Origin of the sequence: Azospirillum sp. TSH58 (genome assembly GCF_003119115.1) — a bacterium.
Taxonomy (GTDB): Bacteria; Pseudomonadota; Alphaproteobacteria; order Azospirillales; family Azospirillaceae; genus Azospirillum.
This window is the reverse complement of record NZ_CP022367.1, coordinates 735,433-757,529: the sequence shown is the minus strand read 5'-3', so window position 1 is coordinate 757,529 and position 22,097 is coordinate 735,433. Positions and strand designations below refer to the sequence as shown.

The 22,097-nt window shown below is 68.4% G+C and carries 14 protein-coding genes; 2 read left to right on the top strand and 12 right to left on the bottom strand.

What is annotated here, in order from left to right; genetic code table 11:
- Positions 1-22: 22 nt before the first annotated feature.
- From TSH58p_RS25050 to TSH58p_RS25015, 7 genes are all read right to left on the bottom strand, one after another.
- On the bottom strand, positions 23-319 hold the full coding sequence (locus TSH58p_RS25050; RefSeq protein ID WP_014198153.1) for an acyl carrier protein: 297 nt from the start codon (positions 317-319) through the stop codon (positions 23-25).
- A 536-nt stretch (positions 320-855) separates the two neighbouring features.
- Positions 856-1,767 (bottom strand): polysaccharide deacetylase family protein, encoded by a 912-nt coding sequence (locus TSH58p_RS25040; protein WP_109070967.1) that lies wholly within the window; start codon positions 1,765-1,767, stop codon positions 856-858.
- Positions 1,768-1,884: 117 nt separating this feature from the next.
- Positions 1,885-3,012 (bottom strand): glycosyltransferase family 4 protein, encoded by a 1,128-nt coding sequence (locus TSH58p_RS25035; protein WP_109070968.1) that lies wholly within the window; start codon positions 3,010-3,012, stop codon positions 1,885-1,887.
- Positions 3,013-3,089: 77 nt separating this feature from the next.
- On the bottom strand, positions 3,090-4,298 hold the full coding sequence (locus tag TSH58p_RS25030; protein ID WP_109070969.1) for a glycosyltransferase family 4 protein: 1,209 nt from the start codon (positions 4,296-4,298) through the stop codon (positions 3,090-3,092).
- Positions 4,299-4,305: 7 nt separating this feature from the next.
- Positions 4,306-5,283: a glycosyltransferase gene (locus TSH58p_RS25025; protein ID WP_247874122.1), complete on the bottom strand. Its 978-nt coding sequence runs from the start codon at positions 5,281-5,283 to the stop codon at positions 4,306-4,308.
- Positions 5,284-5,344: 61 nt separating this feature from the next.
- A complete protein-coding gene (locus tag TSH58p_RS25020; protein WP_109070971.1) occupies positions 5,345-6,682 on the bottom strand; it encodes an O-antigen ligase in 1,338 nt (445 codons plus the stop codon).
- Between the two features lie 282 nt (positions 6,683-6,964).
- Positions 6,965-8,410: an exopolysaccharide biosynthesis polyprenyl glycosylphosphotransferase gene (locus tag TSH58p_RS25015; protein ID WP_109070972.1), complete on the bottom strand. Its 1,446-nt coding sequence runs from the start codon at positions 8,408-8,410 to the stop codon at positions 6,965-6,967.
- Between the two features lie 871 nt (positions 8,411-9,281).
- On the opposite strand from TSH58p_RS25015, the gene TSH58p_RS25010 reads away from it, so the two are divergent.
- Complete coding sequence (locus TSH58p_RS25010; protein WP_109070973.1) at positions 9,282-10,763, top strand: lipopolysaccharide biosynthesis protein; 1,482 nt, start codon at positions 9,282-9,284, stop codon at positions 10,761-10,763.
- Positions 10,764-10,839: 76 nt separating this feature from the next.
- Here TSH58p_RS25010 and TSH58p_RS25005 read toward each other — a convergent pair whose 3' ends face one another.
- From TSH58p_RS25005 to TSH58p_RS24985, 5 genes are all read right to left on the bottom strand, one after another.
- Entirely contained in the window at positions 10,840-13,317 is a 2,478-nt protein-coding gene (locus tag TSH58p_RS25005) for a cellulase family glycosylhydrolase (protein ID WP_109070974.1), read from the bottom strand.
- Between the two features lie 229 nt (positions 13,318-13,546).
- Positions 13,547-14,473, bottom strand: a complete 927-nt coding sequence (locus TSH58p_RS25000) for a bifunctional 2-polyprenyl-6-hydroxyphenol methylase/3-demethylubiquinol 3-O-methyltransferase UbiG (RefSeq protein ID WP_109070975.1) — start codon at positions 14,471-14,473, stop codon at positions 13,547-13,549.
- Positions 14,474-14,634: 161 nt separating this feature from the next.
- Positions 14,635-15,894, bottom strand: coding sequence for an endo-1,4-beta-xylanase (locus tag TSH58p_RS24995; RefSeq protein ID WP_109070976.1), 1,260 nt, complete (start codon positions 15,892-15,894; stop codon positions 14,635-14,637).
- A 178-nt stretch (positions 15,895-16,072) separates the two neighbouring features.
- Entirely contained in the window at positions 16,073-18,439 is a 2,367-nt protein-coding gene (locus TSH58p_RS24990) for a polysaccharide biosynthesis tyrosine autokinase (protein ID WP_247874123.1), read from the bottom strand.
- A gap of 3 nt (positions 18,440-18,442) precedes the next feature.
- A complete protein-coding gene (locus TSH58p_RS24985) occupies positions 18,443-19,135 on the bottom strand; it encodes a WecB/TagA/CpsF family glycosyltransferase (RefSeq protein WP_109070978.1) in 693 nt (230 codons plus the stop codon).
- Positions 19,136-19,692: 557 nt separating this feature from the next.
- Here TSH58p_RS24985 and TSH58p_RS24975 point away from each other — a divergent pair.
- Positions 19,693-21,972, top strand: coding sequence for a helicase-related protein (locus TSH58p_RS24975; RefSeq protein WP_109070980.1), 2,280 nt, complete (start codon positions 19,693-19,695; stop codon positions 21,970-21,972).
- The last annotated feature ends 125 nt before the right edge of the window (positions 21,973-22,097 follow it).

The window sequence follows — 22,097 nt, the reverse complement described above, 5'->3', positions numbered from 1 at the left end:
CCGTTCCGTCCTGGCGGAAGGATCAGGCCGCGTCCTTCAGGGTCCGCTTGCGCTCGACATAGGCGGCGATGCGGCTGACCGACTCGAGGTTGTCGGCCACCATGTCCTCGTCCTCGACGATGATGCCGAAGTGCTCCTCGAGGAAGGCCACCACGTGCATGATGCCGGTGGAGTCGATGATGCCGGTCTCCAGCAGGGATTCGGCGTTGTCGAAGCCGGAGTCGCTGCCGAGCAGGAAGTTCTCCACGATGAAGGCGCGGATCTCCTGGGTGGCGGGTGCGCTCAGGGTCGTCGTCTCGGTGGTGATGGCGGTCCGCATGTCGCTGGCAACTCCTGTGGGTTTGATCGTCGATCCTTGGCCGGCAGTTCGGGACGGTGGTCGGCCTCTGTGGGAGTTACTCCAAAGGGGTCGGTCCGTTCCTTTCGGTGTTACCGCCTCGTTGCGTGGGATTGGGAAAGGCATTTCCCGTTCTTTGCAGAGAGGTTCCGGCAACGCCGCCGAGTACGTCATTCTTTATTGCATTCGAATGCGGTGTTTTCGAGAGTGCAAAGGATGATCGGACGGTGAAGACAGTGGCTAACCACTCAGGGTCATTGCAATTGAGCAGGGAATACCTTCTCGTACTCTTGGGGAACCCTCTCTGACTTGCGGCGTAGGAGGGCCTATCGCTCTCGTCATGGTTGCTGAGGGGGTTGCGCGTGCTTTCCCTCGCCCCTCCGGGGAGAGGGTGGCCCGAAGGGCCGGGTGAGGGGGTTGCGCGTGGCGGGACGTCCGGCAAAAGCGCAACCCCCTCACCCTAACCCTCTCCCCAGAGGGGAGAGGGGACATCTGAAGCGCTTGTCATAAGGCGAGGATCACGCCGCCGGCAGGGGATCGCCGTGTGTCGGGGTCGGCGCCGGCGCGCCGCCGCCGTTCTTGCGCTTGCGCAGCCAGGCCGGAATGCCGGTCACCTGCACCGACAGCCAGTCCATCGAGGCGTCGTCGGAAATCGGCACGGCGTGCAGGCGCAGCGGGTCCGCCTTCGGACCGTTCCAGCCCGGATCGATGGTGCGCGCGGTGCGGTAGCCGGCCTGGCGGATGATCGCCACCTCGCGGTCGCTGAAATCGCCGTTGGGGAAGGCGAAATGGCGGCAGGGCAGGCCGGTGGCCTCCTCCAGCTCGGTCTTGCACAGAGCGATCTCCTCGGCGCAGCGCTGGTCGTCGCATTGCAGGAGGATCGGGTGGGTGCGGGTGTGGGCGCCGTAATCGGTGACGGAGGCCAGATGCCGCACCTCGTCCCAGGTCAGCGACTGGCGGTCGGCGCCGTCCAGGTCGGGATCGTCGCCGGCTTCGGCCAGCCGGCGGCGGCGTTCGGGGTCGGAAAGGCGTTTCAGCGTCTCGACGCCGATTCGCCCGGCGGCTCCGGTCTTCCACCAGTAGGGGCGGGCGGTGCCGACCACGCGGCTGCACAGATAGATGGTCGGGCGCACCCCGAATTCCTTGAACAGGGGTTCCAGGCGGGCGTTGTTGCGGTGGCCGTCGTCGAAGGTGACGACAAGCGGATAGGGCGGCAGGTCGCCCCACCGCCCGCTCTCCAGCGCGTCGGCCACCGCGTCCAGCGTGGTGAAGCTGTAGCGTTCGGCGTACCAGGCGAGATGGGCGCGCATCACCTCCGGGTCCGGGTCGTGATACACGACGATCGTCACGTTCCGGCGCGCGAACAGGTTTCGGAACAGGGCACCGACTCCCGTCCAGCGCACGATTCCGGCCGCGATGGCTTGCTTCATGGGGATTGGACCTCTGCTGTGTGTCCGGTCCTTTGTTCACGGCTGGCGAGGCGGTTGCGGACCGGTTGAATGGCAGGACGGGCCCGGTGCTGGACCGGGCCCGGATCGGCGGGATCGTCAGCCGGAGCGCGCCCGGCGTGGCCCGATGGATGCCGTGGGCGCCGGCTCGGACATCCAGCCGCGGGCGTTGCGTCGGTAGATCTCGACGATGCGCTCGCGGTAGACGGCGATGTCGAACTGCCGTTCGAAGCGGCGGCGGGCGCCCTGGCCCAGCCGGCGGCGCAGCTCCGCGTCGTCGATCACGCGGGCCAGCGCCTCGGCCAGGGCCGCCCGGTCGCCCGGCGGAACCAGCAGGCCGGTCTCCTCGTCGGCGATGGCGTCGCCCACGCTGCCGACCGGGGTGGCGACGATGGTCAGGCCGTTGGCCATGGCCTCCAGAACCGACATCGGCAGGCCTTCGAACATGGAGGGCTGGACCAGAACATGGGCCTGCACCAGCTCCTTGCGGCAGCCGGTCTGGTCGAGCCAGCCGGTGAAGCGCACACGATCCTCAAGCCCAAGCGCCTTGGCCTGGGCGCGGTAGGTCTCCAGATCGCCGTCGCCGGCGATGGTCAGCTGCCAGGAGCGGCTGCGGCAGGCCTCCGACGCCAGGGCGTCCAGCAGGACGTCGATGCCCTTCAGCTTGATCAGGCGGCCGAGGAACAGCAGGCGCACCGGCCCGTCCTCCGCGCGCTCCGGGATGGTCTCCGGCCCCGGCACGGCGTTGTGCAGAAGGGTCGTACGGCGCACGGCCGGGAAGGTGGTGACCACCCAGTTGCGCCAGTATTCGCCCAGCACCACCACCTCGCTGGTCATCTCCATCATGTGGCGGATGGCCCAGCGGGACAGCGGCTTGGCGTCCTCGTAATGCTTCGGAAAACGGCCCCCGTGCAGATGCAGCACGACCGGCACCCGGAACAGCGAAGCCATGGCGACGATCAGCCCCTTGCGCAGAACGCTGCCGTACTCGGCCATGTGGATGTGCACGAGCTGGGCCTTGCCGGTCACGAAGCAGCCGAACAGGCGCAGCATCGCGGCGGCGAAGTAGAAGGGCATCAGGTGGAATTTCGCGTCCGGCCCGTAGCTGTCGATCACCTCGAACTTCACGTCGGGGCGGTTTTCCCTTAAGTCCGCCGTGAAGTTGTCGACGATTCGCCCCATGCCGCCCTTTTCGAGGGTGCCGCCGGGTGAAACGATGTAGATCATATCCGCTCCTGACTGTCGCGCTCCCCTCGCGAGGCTTCAGGGAGGAAGGAATAGGGACCCCGCGGAAAAATGGGTTCTTACTGTCGGCCCGCGCGGGTCAGCGATGGCTTCGCCGCCGCGGCGTCGGGCAGCGCCCCCAGCGAGGGGCGCCGAACGGCGTCGGGACGGTTCAGCTCCGCATAGATGTCCTGAAGGCTGCGGCCGTAGGACTCGATGACGAATTTCTCCAGGAACAGCCGGCGCCCCTCCGCCGACAGGCGCGCGTAGAGCGCCGGCCGGGCGGCGAGGTCGCGGACCGCATGGGCCAGCGCCTCCGGGTCGTTGACCGGGACGATGCGCGCCGTCTCCCCGTCGGTCAGCACCTCCGGGATCGAGCCGACCGGGGTGGTGACGACCGGCATGCCGGTGGACAGCGCCTCCAGGATCACCATGGGCAGACCCTCGTGGGTCGAGGGCAGAAGCAGCATGTCGTGATCGCGCAGATGGGCGTGCGCCTGCTCGCGGGAGATCCAGCCCTCGAACCGGCATTCGCCGTCCACGCCCAGTTCCGCCGCCATGCGGCGGTAGCCCTCGACGTCGCCGCCGCCGCCGATGGTCACCCGGAAGCGGAAGCCCTGGTCCTTCATCAGCCGGCAGGAACGCAGCAGCGTGCCGATGCCCTTGCGCTCCGACAGGTTGGCGAGCACCAGGAGCGACACGATCGCTCCCTCCGGCGGCGCGGCGCGCACCGGCAGGTCGGCGCCGATGTCCGGCACGGCGTTGTAGAGCACGCGCACCTTGTGCGGGTCCGTTCCGACCGACTGCACCAGGAAGTTCCGCCAGCTCTCGCCCAGCACCAGCGCGATGCCGCAGCGGTCGAACAGCCAGCGGCTGATCGCGCGGGACACCGGCCCCTTGTCGAAATACTCCATGAAGGACGCGCCGTGCAGATGCACGACCGTGGGGCAGGAGAACAGCCCGGCGAAGAGCTGGACCACCGCCTTGCGCCAGACGCTGGCGTTCTCCGACACGTTGATGTGCACGACCGACGGGCGGTGCCGCAGCATCATGGCGCCCAGCCGCGCCAGCGTGCCGGCCAGATAGACCGGCGACAGCAGGGCGCTGCCGGTGCCGCGGGTGTCGAGCACCACGGTGTCCGGGGCGGCGGGACTGTTCTGGAAGGCGTCGACGATGTAGCCCGTCATCCGCCCGATCCCCCCGCCGCCGTCGAGCGCGCCGGGGGTGGCGAAGACAATGCAGGCGCGGGACGCCTTCTTGCGACGGAAACCCCTGTCGATCAAACCCATTCTGACCTCACGCCGCGCCGGGAGCCGAGAAGATGGCCTGACGCAGTCGGCGCCGCAGCCCGACCGGCATCAGCGAATGCATCAGGAAGGTGGTCAGCGCCATCGGGGTCGGCGCGCCGTCCCGCAGCGCCGATTTCAGGATGCGCTTGCGCACCGCCGGGGTGCGCGCCGCCTGTTCCCCGCCGGTGGCCTGCAGCAGCAGGCTGGCGTAGGCGCGGGGCGACAGCTTGGGCCGCACCGACTCCGCCCAGTTCAGGGCCATGTCGATGTTGTGGCAGGTGGACAGGGTGATGCGGTCCGATTCCGTGTAATGGATCGCCAGCACCTCCGGCACCGTCACCAGGGCGCAGCTTTCGATCTGCCCGCAGGAGATCAGCCACTCCCAGTCGTCGAAGGCCGACTTGGGGATCGGCTGGCGCTGGAGCAGCGCCTTCGGCGCCAGCAGGGTGGTGGTGGGGGCGAAGGTCTCGCCCTTGAACAGCCCGTGGCGGACGAACAGGTAGTCGCCGATCCGGTCCCGCGGGGTGCACAGGCGCCGCGGCCATTCGAAGTCGCCGCGGGCCGTCACCACCTTGCAGCGGCAGCTCATGATCGGGTAGCGCACGCCGGGCGGGCGGGCGGCCATCTGCAGGGCGATCTTGCCCGGCATCCATTCGTCGTCGTCGTCGAGGAAGGCGATCCAGGCGCCCTTCGCGCGCTCCACGCCCAGATTGCGGGCGCCGGCGGCGCCGCGGTTCTGTTCCAGCGCGATCACGGTCAGCCGGGGATCGCCGAACGCCCGCAGGCGCTCCTCGGTGGCGGGGTCGGGTCCGTCGATGACGACGACCACCTCGAGCGGGGCGTAGGTCTGCCCCAGGGCGCTTTCCACGGCCCGCGCGACCATGTCCGGCCGGTTGCGGGTGGGAATGACGACGGTGACCATCTCTTGCGGGGCCATCTCTTGCGGGGCCATCTCTTGCGGGCCCGTCTCTTGCGGCGGCGTCATGACACTACCTTCTGTCGCGACGGAGAATTCGGGGGGCGGAACATGCGGTGGCTCCTTTCCGTCAGCCGGGCCGGACCGGACCGCTCCAACCGGCGGCCGGCGGCCCGCCGTAGGAGGTTCCGTAGGGGGAGGAACTGGCGTAGGCGGCATGGGCGTTCTGCTGCTGGTCCTCGATCCGGGCCTGCATCTTCGCCCAGCGGCGGCGCTGCACGAGGCGGGTCACCGCGATCACCAGCACGATCCAGTTCAGGGAGTGGCGTTCCAGGAACACGCTTTCCGACACCGAGATCAGCAGCAGGGCGCAGCCGACGGTGAAGATCCAGGCGGGCTCGGCGCGGTTCCCGCTGTAGCGGATGGCGCCGAAGCCCTGGATCAGCAGCCGGCCCATCAGCATCGCCGTCAGGATCACGCCGGGCAGGCCGAGGTCGAGCCACGCCTCCATCCACCCGTTGTGGGCGGAGTTGATGCCCCAGCCCTGGGTGAAGGTGCTGCCCGGCCCGTAGGCCCCGTACCAGTAGGCGCCGTAGCCCCAGCCGAGCAGGAAGCGGTCCTGGATCGACATCAGCGTGTGCTCCCACAGCACCGTGCGCCCGGTCAGCGTCGGGTCGCGGCCCAGCATGTAGAGGATGTCGTGCCAGAAGGTCGTGCCGCTGGTGATGCCGACCACCGCGACCAGCAGGACGAAGGCCATGGCCGGCGCGAAGCTGCGGATGCCGCCGCGCACGAAGCCGCTGACCAGCAGCAGGCCGGCGACCAGGATCGAGGTGACCAGACCGGTGCCCGACCGGCTCATCACGATCAGCAGCAGGGCCATCAGCAGCAGCGGGCGGACCACCCAGCGCTTGCCCTCGCGGGTCCAGTCGAGCCAGAGCAGGCAGAGCACCAGCCAGACCATCATGCGGCCCGTCACGTTCTTCTGCCAGAAGATGCCCTTCCAGGCGCCGACATGCTGCTCGTGGTCGAGACCGACCGCCGGCATGGCGAAGACCGAGACGTAGGACAGCACCATCAGGATCGACAGGCCCGTCGCCAGCATCCGGACGATTTCCGGGAAGGTGTAGCGCAGGGCCAGGTAGACGGCGAAGGCGGTGGTGAACAGGAAGGCCACCGCGCGGCGCAGCGTCACGTCCGGGTAGATCGACCACAGGGCCGACAGGAAGGCCAGCGCCACGATCAGCGACACCGCCGGGCTTCCCGTCGGGATGCGGAAGGCCAGGCTGGGCCGCAGCGCGATCAGGCCCAGGATCATGACGTAGACGGCCATGAAGTAGATCACCGCGCCCGGCGCGTCCGGATCGGTCGCGCCGCCGCCGGTCAGCAGCGCCGGGAGCACCGACCCGCCGAACGAGACGATGCAGAAGACGGTGATGCTCTTTTCCAGAACTTCGAGGACTTTCATGGGGCCGCTGTTCCGGTGAAAAGGGCTGCTATGGCAGTGAACGCCCATGACGGGCGCACCGCATCGTTTTCTGAAGATGCCAACCCGATGCCCGGACCTGTAGCCGGGCGGAGGCATTAGGCCGAAGGAGGCCATCCCCGTCGGGGCTACCTCCGGCTGGGCCATCCACCCCGATCTTGCGGGTCCCGCAGGGCATATGCGGCCCGGATCCCGAACGGAGCCCAGAAAAGGGAAGGCCCCTCTCCCGCGTGGGAAGAGGGGCCTGGATGGAGCGCCGCAGGGTCATGACCCGTCGCCCTTGAGGACGATCACCGCCGTCTTGCACAGGATGTAGAAGTCGAACAGCAGGCCGCAGTTGCGGACGTAGAAGACGTCCATGGCGACGCGTTCCTGGAAGGTGGTGCGGTGGCGCCCCGACACCTGCCAGTAGCCGGTCAGGCCCGGACGGACGGAGCCGATGACCTCGGCCGAGGCGCCGACCTCCGGCAGTTCCTTCGGCATGTAGGCGCGCGGGCCGATCAGGCTCATGTCGCCCATCAGGATGTTCACCAGCTGCGGCAGCTCGTCGAGCGAGGTCTTGCGCAGGAAGCGGCCGACCGGGGTGATGCGCGGGTCGTAGGTCAGCTTGTGGTAGGTCATGTACTCTTCGCGCATCTTCGGGTCATTCTCCAGCAGGCGCTGGAGATGCTCCTCCGCGTTGATGTGCATCGAGCGGAACTTCAGCACGTCGAAGGTCTTGTCGCCGCCGGCCCAGCGCTTCTGGCGGAACATGACCGGGCCGGGGCTGTCCAGCCGGATCGCCGCGGCGATGCCCAGCATCAGCGGCGCCACCGCCACCAGCAGGAGGCCCGACAGCAGGATGTCCAGGGCGCGGCGGATGCGCAGGTAGCTGGTCGGCGGGCGCACCGAGACGCGCAGCGCCAGCGAGCCGTGCAGGTTGTGGTAGGTGGCGTCCACCGCGCTGACGTTGCCCTCGCCCAGCAGGCAGTAGACCTGCTTGAAGGGCAGCCGCTCGACGAGCGCCGTCAGCTCCTTCTTGTGGCGCCCGATGTCGGCGACGATGGCGGCCTGGGCCTGCTGGGCGTAGGCCGGGGACTTGGCGAGCAGGTCGGTCGAGCCGACCACCGGCAGGTTGGCGACGCGGGTCTGCCACAGCGTGTCGTCGTCGTCGAAGAAGCAGACCGGGCGCATCCCCAGCCAGGGCAGGCGCTGCAGCTTCTCCGCGATGGCCGCCCCCTGCGGGCCGGCGCCGACGATGACCACCGGGGTGCGCCAGTTCAGCGCGCTGGCCATCAGGCCGTGCACCAGCAGCAGGTCGGCAGCGTAGGTGATCGCGAAGCCGATGAGGGCGACCGACAGAGCCTCGACGAAGAAGGAGCGGAAGCCGTCCATCACGATGAAGGGCACGGCCAGCACGGCGACCGACAGCAGGGCCGCCTGGAAGGTGCGGCGGGTCCGCTCCAGATAGTCGAAGCGGCCCAGCGAATAAATTCCGAAGACCGATTTCACCAGCGGCACCAGCATCAGGCCGGTGACCAGGGCGCGCTGCGACAGATCCGCTTCCGCGGTCAGGGTGTCGCTTCCGAACAGTTGGATGAGCGTCCAGCCGAGCAGGGCGAGCATGAAGCCGTCGGACAGCGCCAACAGCAGCCCGGGTCCCACCGTCGGCATGGCCGTCTTCTTCACCGGGGCCAGATTGATGACCGCTTCTGGGTCGAGTTTGCTCATCGCAGGTCCCATTTATGTGTGAAACGGAATGTCATCCGCCTCGCGCCTGACCTAACGCGCCGCAGCGTAAGACGGTCTCTCATCAGCTTTTTCTTTGAGTCTTCCTGTGTTCCGAAAGACACACAAATATCAGCGCTTGCCTTGCCTCTGTGCAGACAGATCAGGAGGTTGCGCTGTTCTCCACGAATTAGGATAAAGGCTGCCGTCAATCAACAAATCACAAGAGGCTTCCTCCGCCAGCGGCGATACCCCTTACATGCTGGATGGTTTCAGTGGGGTGAGTTTGAAGAGATTAAGGAAAGCGGGTGACTTCGTCCGGATCATCCGGATCGGTGGCGGCGCTGCCACCGCCGGTCCCCGGCTACCCCTTTTCTTCCCGCAAATTGGGGGTATTCGGGGGATGTTCCCTGTCCCCTATGGTCGGGTGCGGCGCCGGGTGGCGGCGGATTGCTCCGGGTTGGTCTGCCCGTCCCGCCGAGGCGATGGCGTGGACGTATCCCATAAGAATCCGCCGGGCGATTCCGGGTGAGACGGTGTCTCCAACGCCCCGTTGATCGCGGTGATGTGCCCTCGCAGGCTGGGCGGGTTGTCTGCCGGGTGGTTCGGCCGATTGCTTCCACCCCGGCCCTCCCCCGCTGACGCAGGGGAGGGTGCCTTCTGCGAAGCGGCGGCAGTCCCCTCCCCTGCGCCAGCGGGGGAGGGTTAGCGTGGGGGCGGGGACGTCGCCGACGCGCCTTCATGGGGATAAGCCTGAAGAACAGCGTGACGGCACCAACGCGAAATTGAAACGTCCCGGTCCGGTTCCAATCATCGGAATTGCGTTCGCGGGTGCGGCAATGCCGCCCCACCGGAGTTCTAGGCGGAGTTCCTGATGGCGTCCGAAGCAGCGACGATCTTGAAACACGGTTGGCTGTTCATGCTGGCCAACGTGGTGAACCGGGCTGCCGGGCTTCTGCTCCTGCCGCTCTACACCCGGCTTCTCAGCCCTTCCGAATTCGGCGTCTACGCGCTGGTGGTGGTGGTCGCCGATCTGCTGGCGGTCATGCTGATGATCGGCATGAACAACGCCTTCACCGCCGTCTATTTCGAACACGCCGAGGAAAGCGACCGGCGTCGCGTCGCCAGCACCTGCCTGCTGGCGGTGGTCGGCACGTCGGTGGCCATGGTCGGGCTGGCCTGGCCGCTGGGCATGGCGGGAAGCTGGGCGATGTTCGGCGACACCGGCCATGCGGCGGTGATGGCGATCGCCCTGGCCGGCGTCGCCCTGACCACCCTGTTCGAGCTGGCGCTGGCCTATTACCGGGCGCGCAAGCGGTCGGGCCTGTGCCTGCTGGTGTCGCTGGCCAAGGTGGTGGCCCTGCTCGCCTTCAACCTGCTGTTCCTGTGGGCGCTCGGCCTCGGGGTGGAGGGCATCTTCCTGGCGAACGGCGCGTCCTTCCTGGCGCTCGGCCTCCTGCTCGTGGCGGCGATCCTGAAGGACACCGGCTTCTCCTTCTCCTTCCCGATCCTGAAGCGGGTGGCGGCGCTGGGGCTGCCCTACGCGCCGCAGTCGCTGCTGGACATCGCCAACAACTTCGTCTCGCGCTGGCTGCTGAACATCCTGCTGTCCACGGCGGCGGTGGGCCTGTTCGCCTTCGGGATGCGGCTGTCGCAGATCCTCTTCATGTTCCTGACCGCCTCCTTCCTGCAGATCTGGTCGGTCAGCCGGCTGGAGGCGCAGCATGGTGCCGCGGACCACGCCCAGGCGGACTTCGTCTTCCACCTGTTCGTCGTCCTGCTGACCGGGGCCGGGCTGGGGCTGGCGCTGACCGCGCCGGAGATCCTCTGGCTGATCGCGTCCGCCGACTACACGCCGGTGCTGACCAGCATGCCCTTCCTGGTGCTGGCCTATGTGCTGCACGGGGTGCGGATGAATCCGGAGGTGGCGATCCTGAAGGCCAAGCGCGTCGGCGTGCTGCCCTGGATCTCCGCGGCCAGCCTCGCGGTGGGATCGGCGCTGGCCCTGGCGCTGGTCTGGCAGTGGGGCCTGCTCGGCGCCGCGCTGGCCAATCTCGGGCGCGAGGTCTTCCAGATCGTCCTGACCGAGACGGTGCGCCGCCGCATCTGCCGCGACGAACTGCCGCTGAACGCCGTGCGGATCGGCTGGATCCTCGTGCCGGCGGGCTTCGCCTACGCGGCGGGCTGGTACCTGTTCGGCACCGAGGTCGATCCGGCCTTCACCGCCGAGAAGGTGCTGCTGGTGCTGGTGTTCCTGGCCGCGGCGGTGTTCGGGCCGGGCATGGGGTCGGCGGGCCGGGCGCTGCTGGGCAAGCTGCTGCTGGGCCGCGTCCGCCGCCTGCAATCGGCGTCCTGAGAGCGCGTGCCCTGAAAAAGGAACGGGCCGGCGGATCGCTCCGCCGGCCCGTTCGCATGGTCCGCTTTCGCGGTCGTTACGCGGCCTGATGCTCGAGCAGCAGGTTCACGGCGTCCACCGTCATCATGTGCGAGAAGTCGACCGACGACAGGTCGAGCGCGGACTGCACGCCCACCGACTGCACCGTCGCCGTGTCCTGGGCCAGGCTGTGCGCCAGCAGGTCCGCCGACAGGGCCTGGGCGGAGCCCGGCGGGTTGATGGTGCCGATGCCGGTCCCGTCGGCGATGGTCGCCTGCGTCGGGTTGGAGAGCTTCAGGTTGAAGGTCTCGACGCCCTCGACCACGTCGTCGCTCAGCACCTTGACGGCGACCGTCTTGGTGGTCTCGCCGGCGGCGAAGGTCAGCTTGCCGCTGGTCGCCAGATAGTCCGAACCGGCCTTGGCCGTGCCGTCCGCCGTGGCGTAGTCCACCGTCACCGTCTGGTTGTAGGCCTGGGACAGCTTCACCGTGAACACGGCGTCGGTGGTGACCGGGCTGGCGGCGGTGCTGCTGTACAGGCCGGGCTTGATGGCGTTGTACTTGTTGTAGTCCACCTTCCAGCTGTCGTTCATGATGCCGCCGGTGTCGCCCGAACCGGGGCTCCAGGCCCAGTAGGTCCAGCTCGCACCCTGCTGGCCCGCGGCGAGGTCGATCTTGCCGTCACCGTTCCAGTCGCCGTTCATGTACTGGATCAGCTTGGGCATCCACGCCTTGTCGATGGCGGTTTCCATGCGGCTGCCGAACTCGCCGACCAGGATCGGGGTCTCGTCGTTCTGGATGAAGTGGCCCCACATCTGGTCCCACTTCGCCGGCATGTTGTTCGGGAAGTTGCCGGCCTTGAACCAGTCCATCATGTAGAGCGACGGGCCGTAGTCGTGGACCGAGTAGACCAGCTTGCCGGGCTCGTTGAACTTGACCTCGTAGTTCTTCTCGCCGAGCAGGTTGCCGCCCCACCAGTACCACTGGTTCTGATAGGTCTCGATGCCCTCGACGATCAGCAGCCAGTCCTTGTTGACCGACTGGATGGCGTTGCCGATGCGCTCCGCGGCGCGGGCCCAGTCGTTCGGGCCGCCGTCGCCCCAGGTGGCCGGGTTGTGCGGCTCGTTGTGCAGGTCGGCGCCGATGACGGCGTCGTTGCCCTTGTAACGGGTCGCCAGCATCTTCCAGTTCTCGATCATCTTCGATTCCGGGTACTGGCTGGTGTACCAGAGCCCGTTCTCGTTGGCCGACGCGCCGTCGCCGGAGCGGTGGTGGTCGAGGATGATCTTCATGCCGATCTTGTCGGCGTAGTCGATGATCTTGTCGAAGACCTCCAGCGAGGTCTTGCCGCGCAGGTCGGGGTTCTTCGAATAGTCGATGCCGGTCGGCATGCGGCCGTTGTCGAGCATCGCGTCGGAGTAGGGCAGGCGGATGGTGTTGAAGCCCAGATCCTTCATCTGGTTCATGTGGCTCTGGTAGCTGTCCATCCACAGCCCCTGCGGCGCGAAGGCGTAGCCCTCGGCCCCGAACCAGTTCACGCCGGTCAGCTTCACGGCCTTGCCGCTGCTGTCCATGATCTGGCCGCCATCGGTGTGCAGGAAGCCCGGCGCGATGCCGGTGGTCTTGCCGGTCGGCTCGGTAACCGAGACGTCGCTGACCGACAGGGTCGGCTTGGTCGGGGTGGGGGCCGGCGGGGTGGTGGGGTTGGTCGGGTTGGAGGAGCCGGGGAAGAAGCTCTTGTCGGCGTCGACCACCAGCGTGCCGTTCCACCACATGCCGGACTGGCCCTTCACCACGTCCTTGCCGTCGAGCGCGCCCTTGTCATAGGTGACGTTGCTGTCGGTGGGCATGACCGACTTGCCGTTGATGGTGATCTTGTTGACCAGCAGGTTGCGGTCCTGGCCGTTCACCGTGGCGTCGTTGTCGTACTGGATCTGGACCTTGTGCGCCTGATCCGCCGTGGCGTTGATCGAGAAGGCGTAGTCCTTGGCCGAGGCGCCGGCCATGCCCTCACCGACCTTCTTGCCGTCGATCAGCAGATTGAAATGCGCGTTGACGCCGGCGGCGGCGTTGCCCTGCAGGTTCAGGATGACCTGGGTGTTGCCGGCGGGGGCCGGCGGCGTCGGGACCGGGAAATAGTCCTTGGTCAGGGCGAAATCGAGCGAACCGTCCCACCACATGCCTTCCTGGCCGGGAATCACGTCCTTGCCGTCGGAGGCGCTGCGGTCGTAGCTGACCAGCGAGCTGGTGGAGGCGACGGGCTTGCCGTTCACTTCCAGCGACTTGACGAGCAGGTTGCGGTCCTGCCCGTTCACATAGCCGTCGTTGAAGTAGACGATCTGAACCTTGTGCGCCTGATCCGGTGCGACCTGGGCCTTGAAGGTGTAACGGCCGGCGCTGGTCGAGCTGACCGTCGCCTGGCCGAGGTTGACACCATCCAGGAGCAGCCGGAACTGCGGCCAGATCCCGCCGGCAGCCTGCCCCGAGGCGTTGACGACGAAGGTCGTGTCGACGAGACCCGTGGTGGTCGTTGCCATTGGAAGTAACCTCTCTCCATTTTCGGTGGAGGAAAGGTGACGCCCAATTGGTTAACGAGGTATTTCGGATTTTAGGGAAATGCGACTCAAAAGCCACGACAGGCTGTGAAAAGAATGGGGCGCGAAAATCCGCCTTTGCTGCGGTTTCCGCGCCACAGTGGGACCTTGCCGCCACGGCGAGGAGAAAGTGTAAAGTCTTGTTACAGAAAGGTTTCCGGAAGCCGTTGAATCAGCCCTCGTGACTTTTGTGAGCCACCATGAAGACCTCCGGGCGGAACAGGTAGAGCTGGCCGAGCTTGCCGAGCTTGCGCCGCAGGGTTAACGGCATCGCCCCCATGAAGGATTCCACGGCCTTCACATAAGCCAGATAGCCGGCACCGGAGCCATGGATGGGCAGGCGCTTGCGGACCGCCATCGGGGCGATGTAGACGGCCTCCATCCGGGTGAAGCCGGCCTCGCGCAGCGCGCGCTCGGTCTCGCTCCAGGTGTATTCGCGCAGATGCATGCAGATCGGCTCGTCCAGCCCGAAGACCTCCGACAGGTCCATCGGCCCGGCGTGCTTGTGCGGCATGCTGAGCACGTAGCGCCCGCCCGGCTTCAGGATGGCGTGCACGTTGGACAGGTGCACGGACACGTCCTCGGGGTGGAGATGCTCGATGACGTGGGTGGAGACGACGGCGTCGTAATGGCCGCGCGGCTCGAACTCGGCGAGGTTGACGCCGTCGCAGCAGCGCCACGTCACGTTGGAGCGCTCGTCCGTCCAGCGCTCCCCGCGCTCGCGGGTGATCTCGGTGGCGACGCAGCGGTGGCCGTGGCGGGCGAGATAGCTGAGCAGCCGGCCCTTGCCCGACCCGACCTCGTAGACGTCCCGCGCGCCCTTGAGCAGCGTCAGGAAATGGCGGAAGTCCAGCTCGTCGTTCTGCGCCGCCGTGTCCACCGCGTCGTTCAGCCAGGGGCACGCGCTGTAGAGGGTGGTGTAGTTCCGCTCGAACACCGTCCAGCGCTCTTCGCGGCGGGAGTCCAGCAGCTCGCGGGCGAGCTGGCGTTCCAGGTCCCAATGCTGGCGGACCATGGTTTCGCTGAGGGGGTAGTTCGGGGCCAGACCGAACTTCCGCTTGTAGCGGGCGACCAGCTCATCCGACGTCAACGTGTCCACAGATCACCTCGTTGGGAGAAACGCCGCTGTTCCGATAATCTAAGGGCGCCGTCGGAAATCCTTACAGGCGCGGACGGCGGATCGGACCGCGCGATCGGGCGGGGTAGGGGAGCCGGAAGGGGTACCGCACCGCCTCCCGGCCGGATTCGCCCTGATCCGCCTCACCCCGACCGGTTGCGCCCGCGCAGCGCCTGCACCGACGCCTCGTACAGCGGCAGCGGGCGCGACGCCGCGTCGTAGGGGGACGGGTGGGGCTTCAGCTCCGGCATCTCGCGGGAGATGTAGTTCAGGTCGGAGCGCAGGTGCCACCAGCACAGCTCGGCCAGCCGGGCGTTGCCGGCGATGTCGCCCAGATACTGCCCGGCCAGGAAGGCCATGGCGCGGTCCTTCTCCGCCCGCGACCAGGAACGCGGCAGATGCTTCTCGTTCACGTCGAACTCGGTGACGTGGATGGGCAGGCCCAGCCGGTCCATGGCCCGCAGGAAGCCCTTCATGCCCTCGCGGTCGTAGGGCTTGCCGGCCATCAGGTGGCTTTGCAGCCCCACCCCGTCGATCGGCACGCCGCGCTTGACCGCGTCGGTCAGCCAGGTCTGGAAGTAGGCGCGCTTGCGCTGCTGCCAGCCCTCGTCGATCTCGATACCGAACTCGTTGATGACCAGCTTGGCGGAGGGGAATTCCTTGCGGATGTGATGGAAGAAGGGGTCGAGCCACTCCGGCCCCTTGGCGCCGCCGGCCACCACCCACCACATGCCCTTGCGGAAGCCGTAGCGGTCCTGCTCCTGCGGGTGGCTGCGCTCGGTCTCCCAGAAGAAGGCCTCGTTCATCACGTCGATGCGGTAGAAGCTGTCGCCGTAGCGCTGCTTGACCGCCGCGACCATGGCGGTGAAGCGCGGCCAGTAATTGTCCTCGGACAGCGTGCCGTCCGCCGAGAAATAGGCGCTCTCGCCGATGCCCAGCGCGCGCTGGCGGCTCGCCGGCAGCGTCATGTAGTCGGGCATGCCCATGTGCTGCCACAGGGCGCAGTGCCAGTTGGGCTTGGCGCCGATGCGGCGGGCCAGCTCGACCCCGGCGTCGAAGCGGCCCCAGTCGAAGTTGCCCTCCTGCGGCTGGAAGACGGCCCATTTGCCGCCGTTCTCGGGCGTCACCACGTCGCATTCCCGCGCCATCAGCGTGTCGAGCATGGGGTCTTCCGGCTCGATCAGATGGTCGCGGGCGGCGCCGTGGAGGATGCCGGCGGCCCGGCAGGCGTCACGCAGGGTGGGATTGGGCACCGCCGCAACGGACGCCGCCTCGGCGACGGCGGGTCCGGCGGCGGCCTTGCAGCTTGCCAGCACCGCGGCGGCGGCGGCGGCGCGCAGCGCGTCCCGGCGCGTGAAGGAAAAGGTTTTTGGCGAGGTGGTTTTTGGCGAGGTCTGGGCCATGGGCGTCGGGCCTCGTGTGGTTTGGAATGAAAATTCCCTCGCCCCCCTGGGGAGAGGGTTAGGGTGAGGGGGCGCCCGTCAGGGCGTCCACGCACTGCAATGAGCGAGCGTGGTCGGCCTGCGGCCGCCCCCTCATCCCATACCCTTCTCCCCGGAGGGGAGAAGGGCTTGGCGTCGCTTACGGCGCGGCGCGCAGGGTCTGGTCGCCGTAGTATTTCCGCGTGGCGACGTAGCTGTTGTACGGACCCTGGTAGCCCTTGCTGGCGGCCTTCTTCAGGTTCACGTCGGTCATCACGCAGACGAACTTGCTGTGGTCGATCGGACCGAGGTCGGCCACCGCGTTCAGGTCGCTCGCCGTGGTGTGGCCCCAGCGGGTGACGAACAGCACCTTGGAGGCGGCACCGCAGACGATGCGGGCGTCCGACACGGCCAGCGCCGGGGCGGTGTCGAACACCACCAGATCGAAGCTGGGCGACAGGCCGGCCATCAGCTGCACCAGGCTATCGACGTTGAAGCGGTCCAGCGTCATCGGGTTCAGCTTGCCCGCCGGAACCATGGCGAAGGGCACGTCGTCGGAGGTGTGGACGATCTCGTCCAGCGTGGCGTCACCGGAGATCCAGTCCGACAGGCCCTTCTTGGTGGACAGGTCGAACAGCCCTTCCATGCGGGAGCGGCGGAAGTCGGTGTCCACCACCACCACCCGGCGGCCGGCCTGGCTGGCCACCTGGGCGACGGCGAGCGTCAGCGAGGTCTTGCCGTCCTGCGGGCGGGCCGAGGTCACCGCCAGAGCGCCGACCGGGCCGAGATCCGACAGATGGTTGCGGAACAGGGCGCGCAGGGATTCGCTGAACAGCGAGAAGGGGTGGCGCTGGAAGATCTTGTAGAGCCGGCCCTTGGCCCCGCGGTCGCTGTGGTGCGGCACGATGTGGACGGTGCCGACGCCCAGGATGCGGCGCACGGCGTCCGGGGTGTGGATGCGGCGCTGGAGAAGCTCCAGGCCGAAGACGCTGAAGACGGCCAGCGCGAGGGCGGCGACGAAGCCGGCCAGCAGCAGCAGGACGCGGAAGGGACCCGACGGCTCGTGCGGCACCTGCGGCGCGGAGACCAGCTTGACGGCGGCCGGGAAGGCGCGGCTGTCCTTCTGGGCCTCGACCTCTTCCAGACGGCCCAGCAGGCTGTCGAGAAGCTGGCGCTTGGCGGTCGCCTCGGATTCCAGGGTGCGCAGCGGGATGGCCTGCTCCTGCATGGTGGCGTAGCTGCCCTCCATGCGGGTGATCATGGAGCGCAGCGCGGTCTCCTGCTCCACCGCGACCTGGGCGGCCTCGCGGACGCCGTTGATCTCGCGGCGGATTTCCTGCTGGAGCGAGGAGTTGGCCTCGTTCAGGCGGCCCTGAAGCTCGACGATGCGCGGGTGCTTCGGACCGTACTGGCGGGAGAGCTGGGCCATTTCCGTGGAGATGGCGGCGACCGTGGCGCGGAGCTGGGCGACGACCGGGGAGGCGATGCTGCCGCCGATGGCGTTCCAGTTGCCGGCCTTCAGGTTGCGCTCCAGCGTGTCGGCCTGGGCGACCGAGCGGGCGCGGATGGCCGACGCCTCGCTCAGGCGCAGGCGGGTCTGCTCAAGCTCGTTCTGGGCCATCAGGCCGGTGCCGCCCTTCAGCAGGCCGCCCTTGACGCGGGCCTCCTCGACCTTGGAGTCGGCCTCGGCCACCTCGCGGCGCAGCAGGACGATGCGGTCCTGCAGCCAGGAGATCGCGCTGGTCGACAGGTCGCGGTCCATCTGCTGGCGGGTTTCCATGTAGCGGCGGACGATGCCGTCCACCACGTCGCGGCTCAGCTGCGGCTCCTTGGAGGTGAAGCGCACCTGGATCACGCGCGATCGGCCGACGATGGCGACGTCCAGCTTGCGGTGGATGCGCGCGATGATCTGGTCGTTGCCCAGCGCCGCGTGCGCCTCGCGCGCCCGGATGTCCTGCGCCACCTCGTCGCCGTGGCTCAGCAGCCAGGCGACCGGGGCCGGCGGGGCGCCGTCCCAGAAGCGGTCGGCGACGCCGCGGCCGTAGGCCACCGCGCGCTCGACGAGCGGGAGCGTCTCGTCCTCCTGCGCCGGCGGGTTGAATTCCGGATGCTGGGCGAGCCGGAGATCGTTCACCACCTGGTTCAGCACCTGGGGCGACTTCAGGATCTCGATCTCGCTCAGGATCGCCGCGTCCTCGGTGGGGATCGCGCCCACCACCTGCTCGACCTCGCGGACGACGCGGACCTGCCGGTTGTCGACCAGCAGAAGCGCTTCGGAGGTGTACTGGTCCTTGAGCGTGGAGACGCCCAGGGCCGACAGGCCGGTCAGCACCACCACGATGGCCATGATCAGCCACTTGTGGCTGCCCAGCACGCGCAGGATGAAGCGGAAGTCGGGACCCATGGACGGGGTCTGGGATTCGAACTCGCTGCGCCGGGACGGGCCGGGGGCGGCGGGCCATGCCGGAACCGGAGCCGGCGGACCGCCGTGATGGCCGCCATGGTTGACTTGGGGCAGATTTTCCACGACTCAAAGCTCCTTATGCATGGGCGCTGGTGCAGGGGCGCTGGACGAACGCATGGCGGCACGGCGCATAAGCATGACGGTGTGGGCGAAGCCGAAAGCGCCGACGCAATAGCGGCGAAACAGGCGGCGGGGCTCCTGGACCAGCCGGAACGCCCATTCCAGCCCGATGCGCTGGACGGCGGCGGGGGCCCGGGTGAAGCGCCCGGCGAGGAAATCGATGATGGCGCCGCCGTTGACGATCAGCACCTTATGGTCCAGCGCGCGCTTGAGCTGCACCGCGACCTCCTCCTGGCGGGGCATGCCCATGGCCAGGATGATGACGTCGGGCTGAAGCTCCCGCGCACGGGCGATGTAATGCTCCACGGAATGGAACCCGTGCTGGGCATCGACATAGTCGTGCGGGGTCCGCTCCTTCAGCCGCTCGATCCCCTCGTCCAGCCAGGGCGCCGCGGTGCCGTAGACGGCGACCCGACGGGGCGACAGGTGGCGGAGGAGAAGCGGGATGAAGTCGGTGCCGTTCATGTTCAGCCCGACCGGCTGGTCGAGCCACGGCAGGGCGACCTCCAACGCCACCCCGTCCCGCAACAGGACGTCGGAGGCGCGGAAGGCCGACCACGCGGCGGAGGACCCCGCGCAGAGGTTCACGCCGTGAGCGTTGAGGAACGACAGGATGGTCGGACGCTCGACGGCTGACAATGTCTTTATCAATGCATGGCGCTCGTCCTCGCAAGAAATACACCGTATTCTCTCGATCAGTGCCAGGACGTCACGAGGGGTCGGCATGCACATCTCCTAACCAAATCTGCGAAGCGACGACGGTTACGTTGTCTGTGCAACGATGATGCCCGACGGTTTGCGGTGCAGTAAGACGATATTGCTTGCTAACACTTTCGATTGGGGGCAGCCGGTGAGACCGTTACCGGGTACCCCTTTCGACGCGACCGCCGGACAACAGGGAATGATGTGGCCGGCACCGCCCCTTTTTCGCAGCGGTGGGATGGGAGAGGGGAAAGTTCAGGCGAATTAGCCCGGCCACGCCGGGGGAACCCCGGAATCGGCTTGCCCTATCATACGGCTCCGACCATATAGGTACGCCCGTGGGGTGCCGGTGTGCAGAATAGGGGGTGGGCGTCCGCCCCGCGGCGCGGCACTGTTCGTGATCCGGCGAAGCCCCCTAAGACCGCCAGCCCCAGCCAGTTCCTTGAATCCACAGGCCGATCTCTCCGGGGCCGGCGACGGAAGAAGACCAGTCCATGAGCAACGACGAAACCACTCCCCGCCAACCGGGCACGGCCCCAGGCACGGCCGACGAATTCGACCGCCGCGACGCGCTGCGCGCCATCGCCGCGGTGGTGCGCGGCGACGGGATCGAGGTGGACGCCGACAGCACCCCGGCCCGCTGGTCGGTCGCCGTCGTCCACGAGGTGGTCGTTCCCGGAACCGACCGGAAGCTGAAGCTGCGGTTCCGCGTGGCGCTCGGCCCCCTGCCCGACATCGAGGCGGACCTCTGGGGCCTGATGACCGCGGAGGAGGGCTTCGGCCGCCCGCAGGCGAAGGCGCTGGGCAAGCGGGTCAAGGCGGCCTGCCTGTCCTCCTCCGCCATTGAGAAGGCGCGCGGTCGGGTCGACGGCTGGTTCGCCTCGATGACGCAGCGCGCCGCCGGCTTTGGCGAGGCGTGGCGGCCCAAGGGCTTCGCCGACGAGCTGGGCCGGGTGATCGGCTTCGGCGGGCGCATCCCGCGCCTGCAGACCCTGCTGGACGCGCTGGAGGAGGCCTTCTCCACCGCCGCCGCCCGCGCCGGCCTGAAGGTCCGGCGGGAGCGGCTGGAGAACGCCTCCGGCCTCGGCGTCTATCTGGACAGCTTCGCCACGGCCCGCGCCATGGTGCGCAAGCTGCGGCTGTTCGTCGGCCCGACCAACTCCGGCAAGACCCACGCCGCCATGGACCGGCTGGCCGAGGCGCAGAGCGGCTGCTACCTCGCCCCGCTGCGCCTGCTGGCGCTGGAGGGGCAGGAGGCGCTGGAGACGCGCGGGCGGGCGTGCAGCCTGGTGACCGGCGAGGAGCGCGACGTGCGGCCCGGCGCCTCCTTCACCTCCTCGACCATCGAGATGGTCAACACGTCCAAGGTCTGGGGCGCCTGCGTCATCGACGAGATCCAGATGATCGGCGATCCCGACCGCGGCTGGGCCTGGACCCAGGCGGTGGCCGGCGTGGCCGCCCCGGAAATCCTGATGACCGGCTCCGCCGACGCCATCCCCTACGTGCAGCGCCTCGCCACCGCGCTGGGGGAGGAGCTGGAGGTCGTGGAGTTCACCCGCAAGTCGCCGCTGCGCGTGCAGGAGGAGCGGGTGCCGCTGGAGAACGTCCGCCGCGGCGACGCGGTGATCGCCTTCTCGCGCAAGGACGTGATGGGGCTGCGCCGCGAGCTGCTGGCCCGCGACCACACCGTGGCGGTGATCTACGGCGCCCTGTCGCCGGAGGTGCGGCGGGCCGAGGCGCGGCGCTTCCGCGACGGCACGGCCGACGTGCTGGTGGCGACCGACGCCATCGGCATGGGGCTGAACCTGCCGGTCGCCCGCGTCGTGCTGTCCACCACCCGCAAGTATGACGGGCGGGAGGAACGCGAGCTGAATTCCTCCGAAATCCGCCAGATCGGCGGGCGGGCCGGGCGCTTCGGCATGCATGAGGAGGGCCGCGTCGCGGTGCTGGAGGGGGAAAACATCAACCCGGTGCGCCGGGCGCTGACCACCCCGCCGGTGCCGCCCGAGGACCCGCGGGCCTGGATCAGCCCCAACCTGACCCATGTCGAGGCCATCGCGCGGGAGCTGGACACCGACAGCCTCGCCAAGGTGCTGCGCACCGCCGGACAGGAGCTGCTGCGCGCCAACCAGACCTTCCGCATGACCGACCTGGAGCAGCGCATCCAGGCCGCCGCCGCGGTGGACCGGGCGAAGCTGCCGCTGGCGGTGCGCGACATGCTGGCGCGCTGCCCGATCGACGTGCGCGACCAGAACAACCTGCGCCTGCTGGCGCTGTGGGCGACCAACCAGGGCAAGGGCGTGCGCAACTCCGCCCCCGACGCCGCCGAACGCTTCCACCACCGCGTCGGCACCGACGTGGAGCTGGAAAAGGCGGAGCGCGCGGTGAAGGAGCTGACCGCCTACGCGTGGCTGGCCTACCGCTTCCCCGACGCCTATCCGGACATGGACCTGTGCCAGGAGCGCCGGGCCATGCTGAACGCCTTCATCGAGCGGACCCTGGCGGAACGCTCGCTGGCCCGCGCCTGCCCGGTCTGCGGCACCCGGCTGAAGGCGAACCACCGCTTCCGGGTCTGCGACGCCTGCTATGCCGGGCGGGTGGAGGAGCGGCAGGGCGAGCGGCGCGGGCGCCGTCCCGAAGGCGCGCGCGGCCAACAGCCGCAGGCGAAGAGCGGCGCGGAGGGCGGCCACCCGCAATTCCACCACCCGCTGCCCGGCCGCAAGCCCGGCAAGGGCGGGGCGGGGCACCGCGGGCGACGCCCCGCGGGGGGATGAGGTTAGTCCCTCGCCCCTCCGCTCACGCGCAAACTTCGTTTGCGCTGACGCGACAGGCGGACCTCTGGTCCACCGAAAGCGGGGAGAGGGTGGCCCGAAGCGCCGGGTGAGGGGGATGCGCGTGG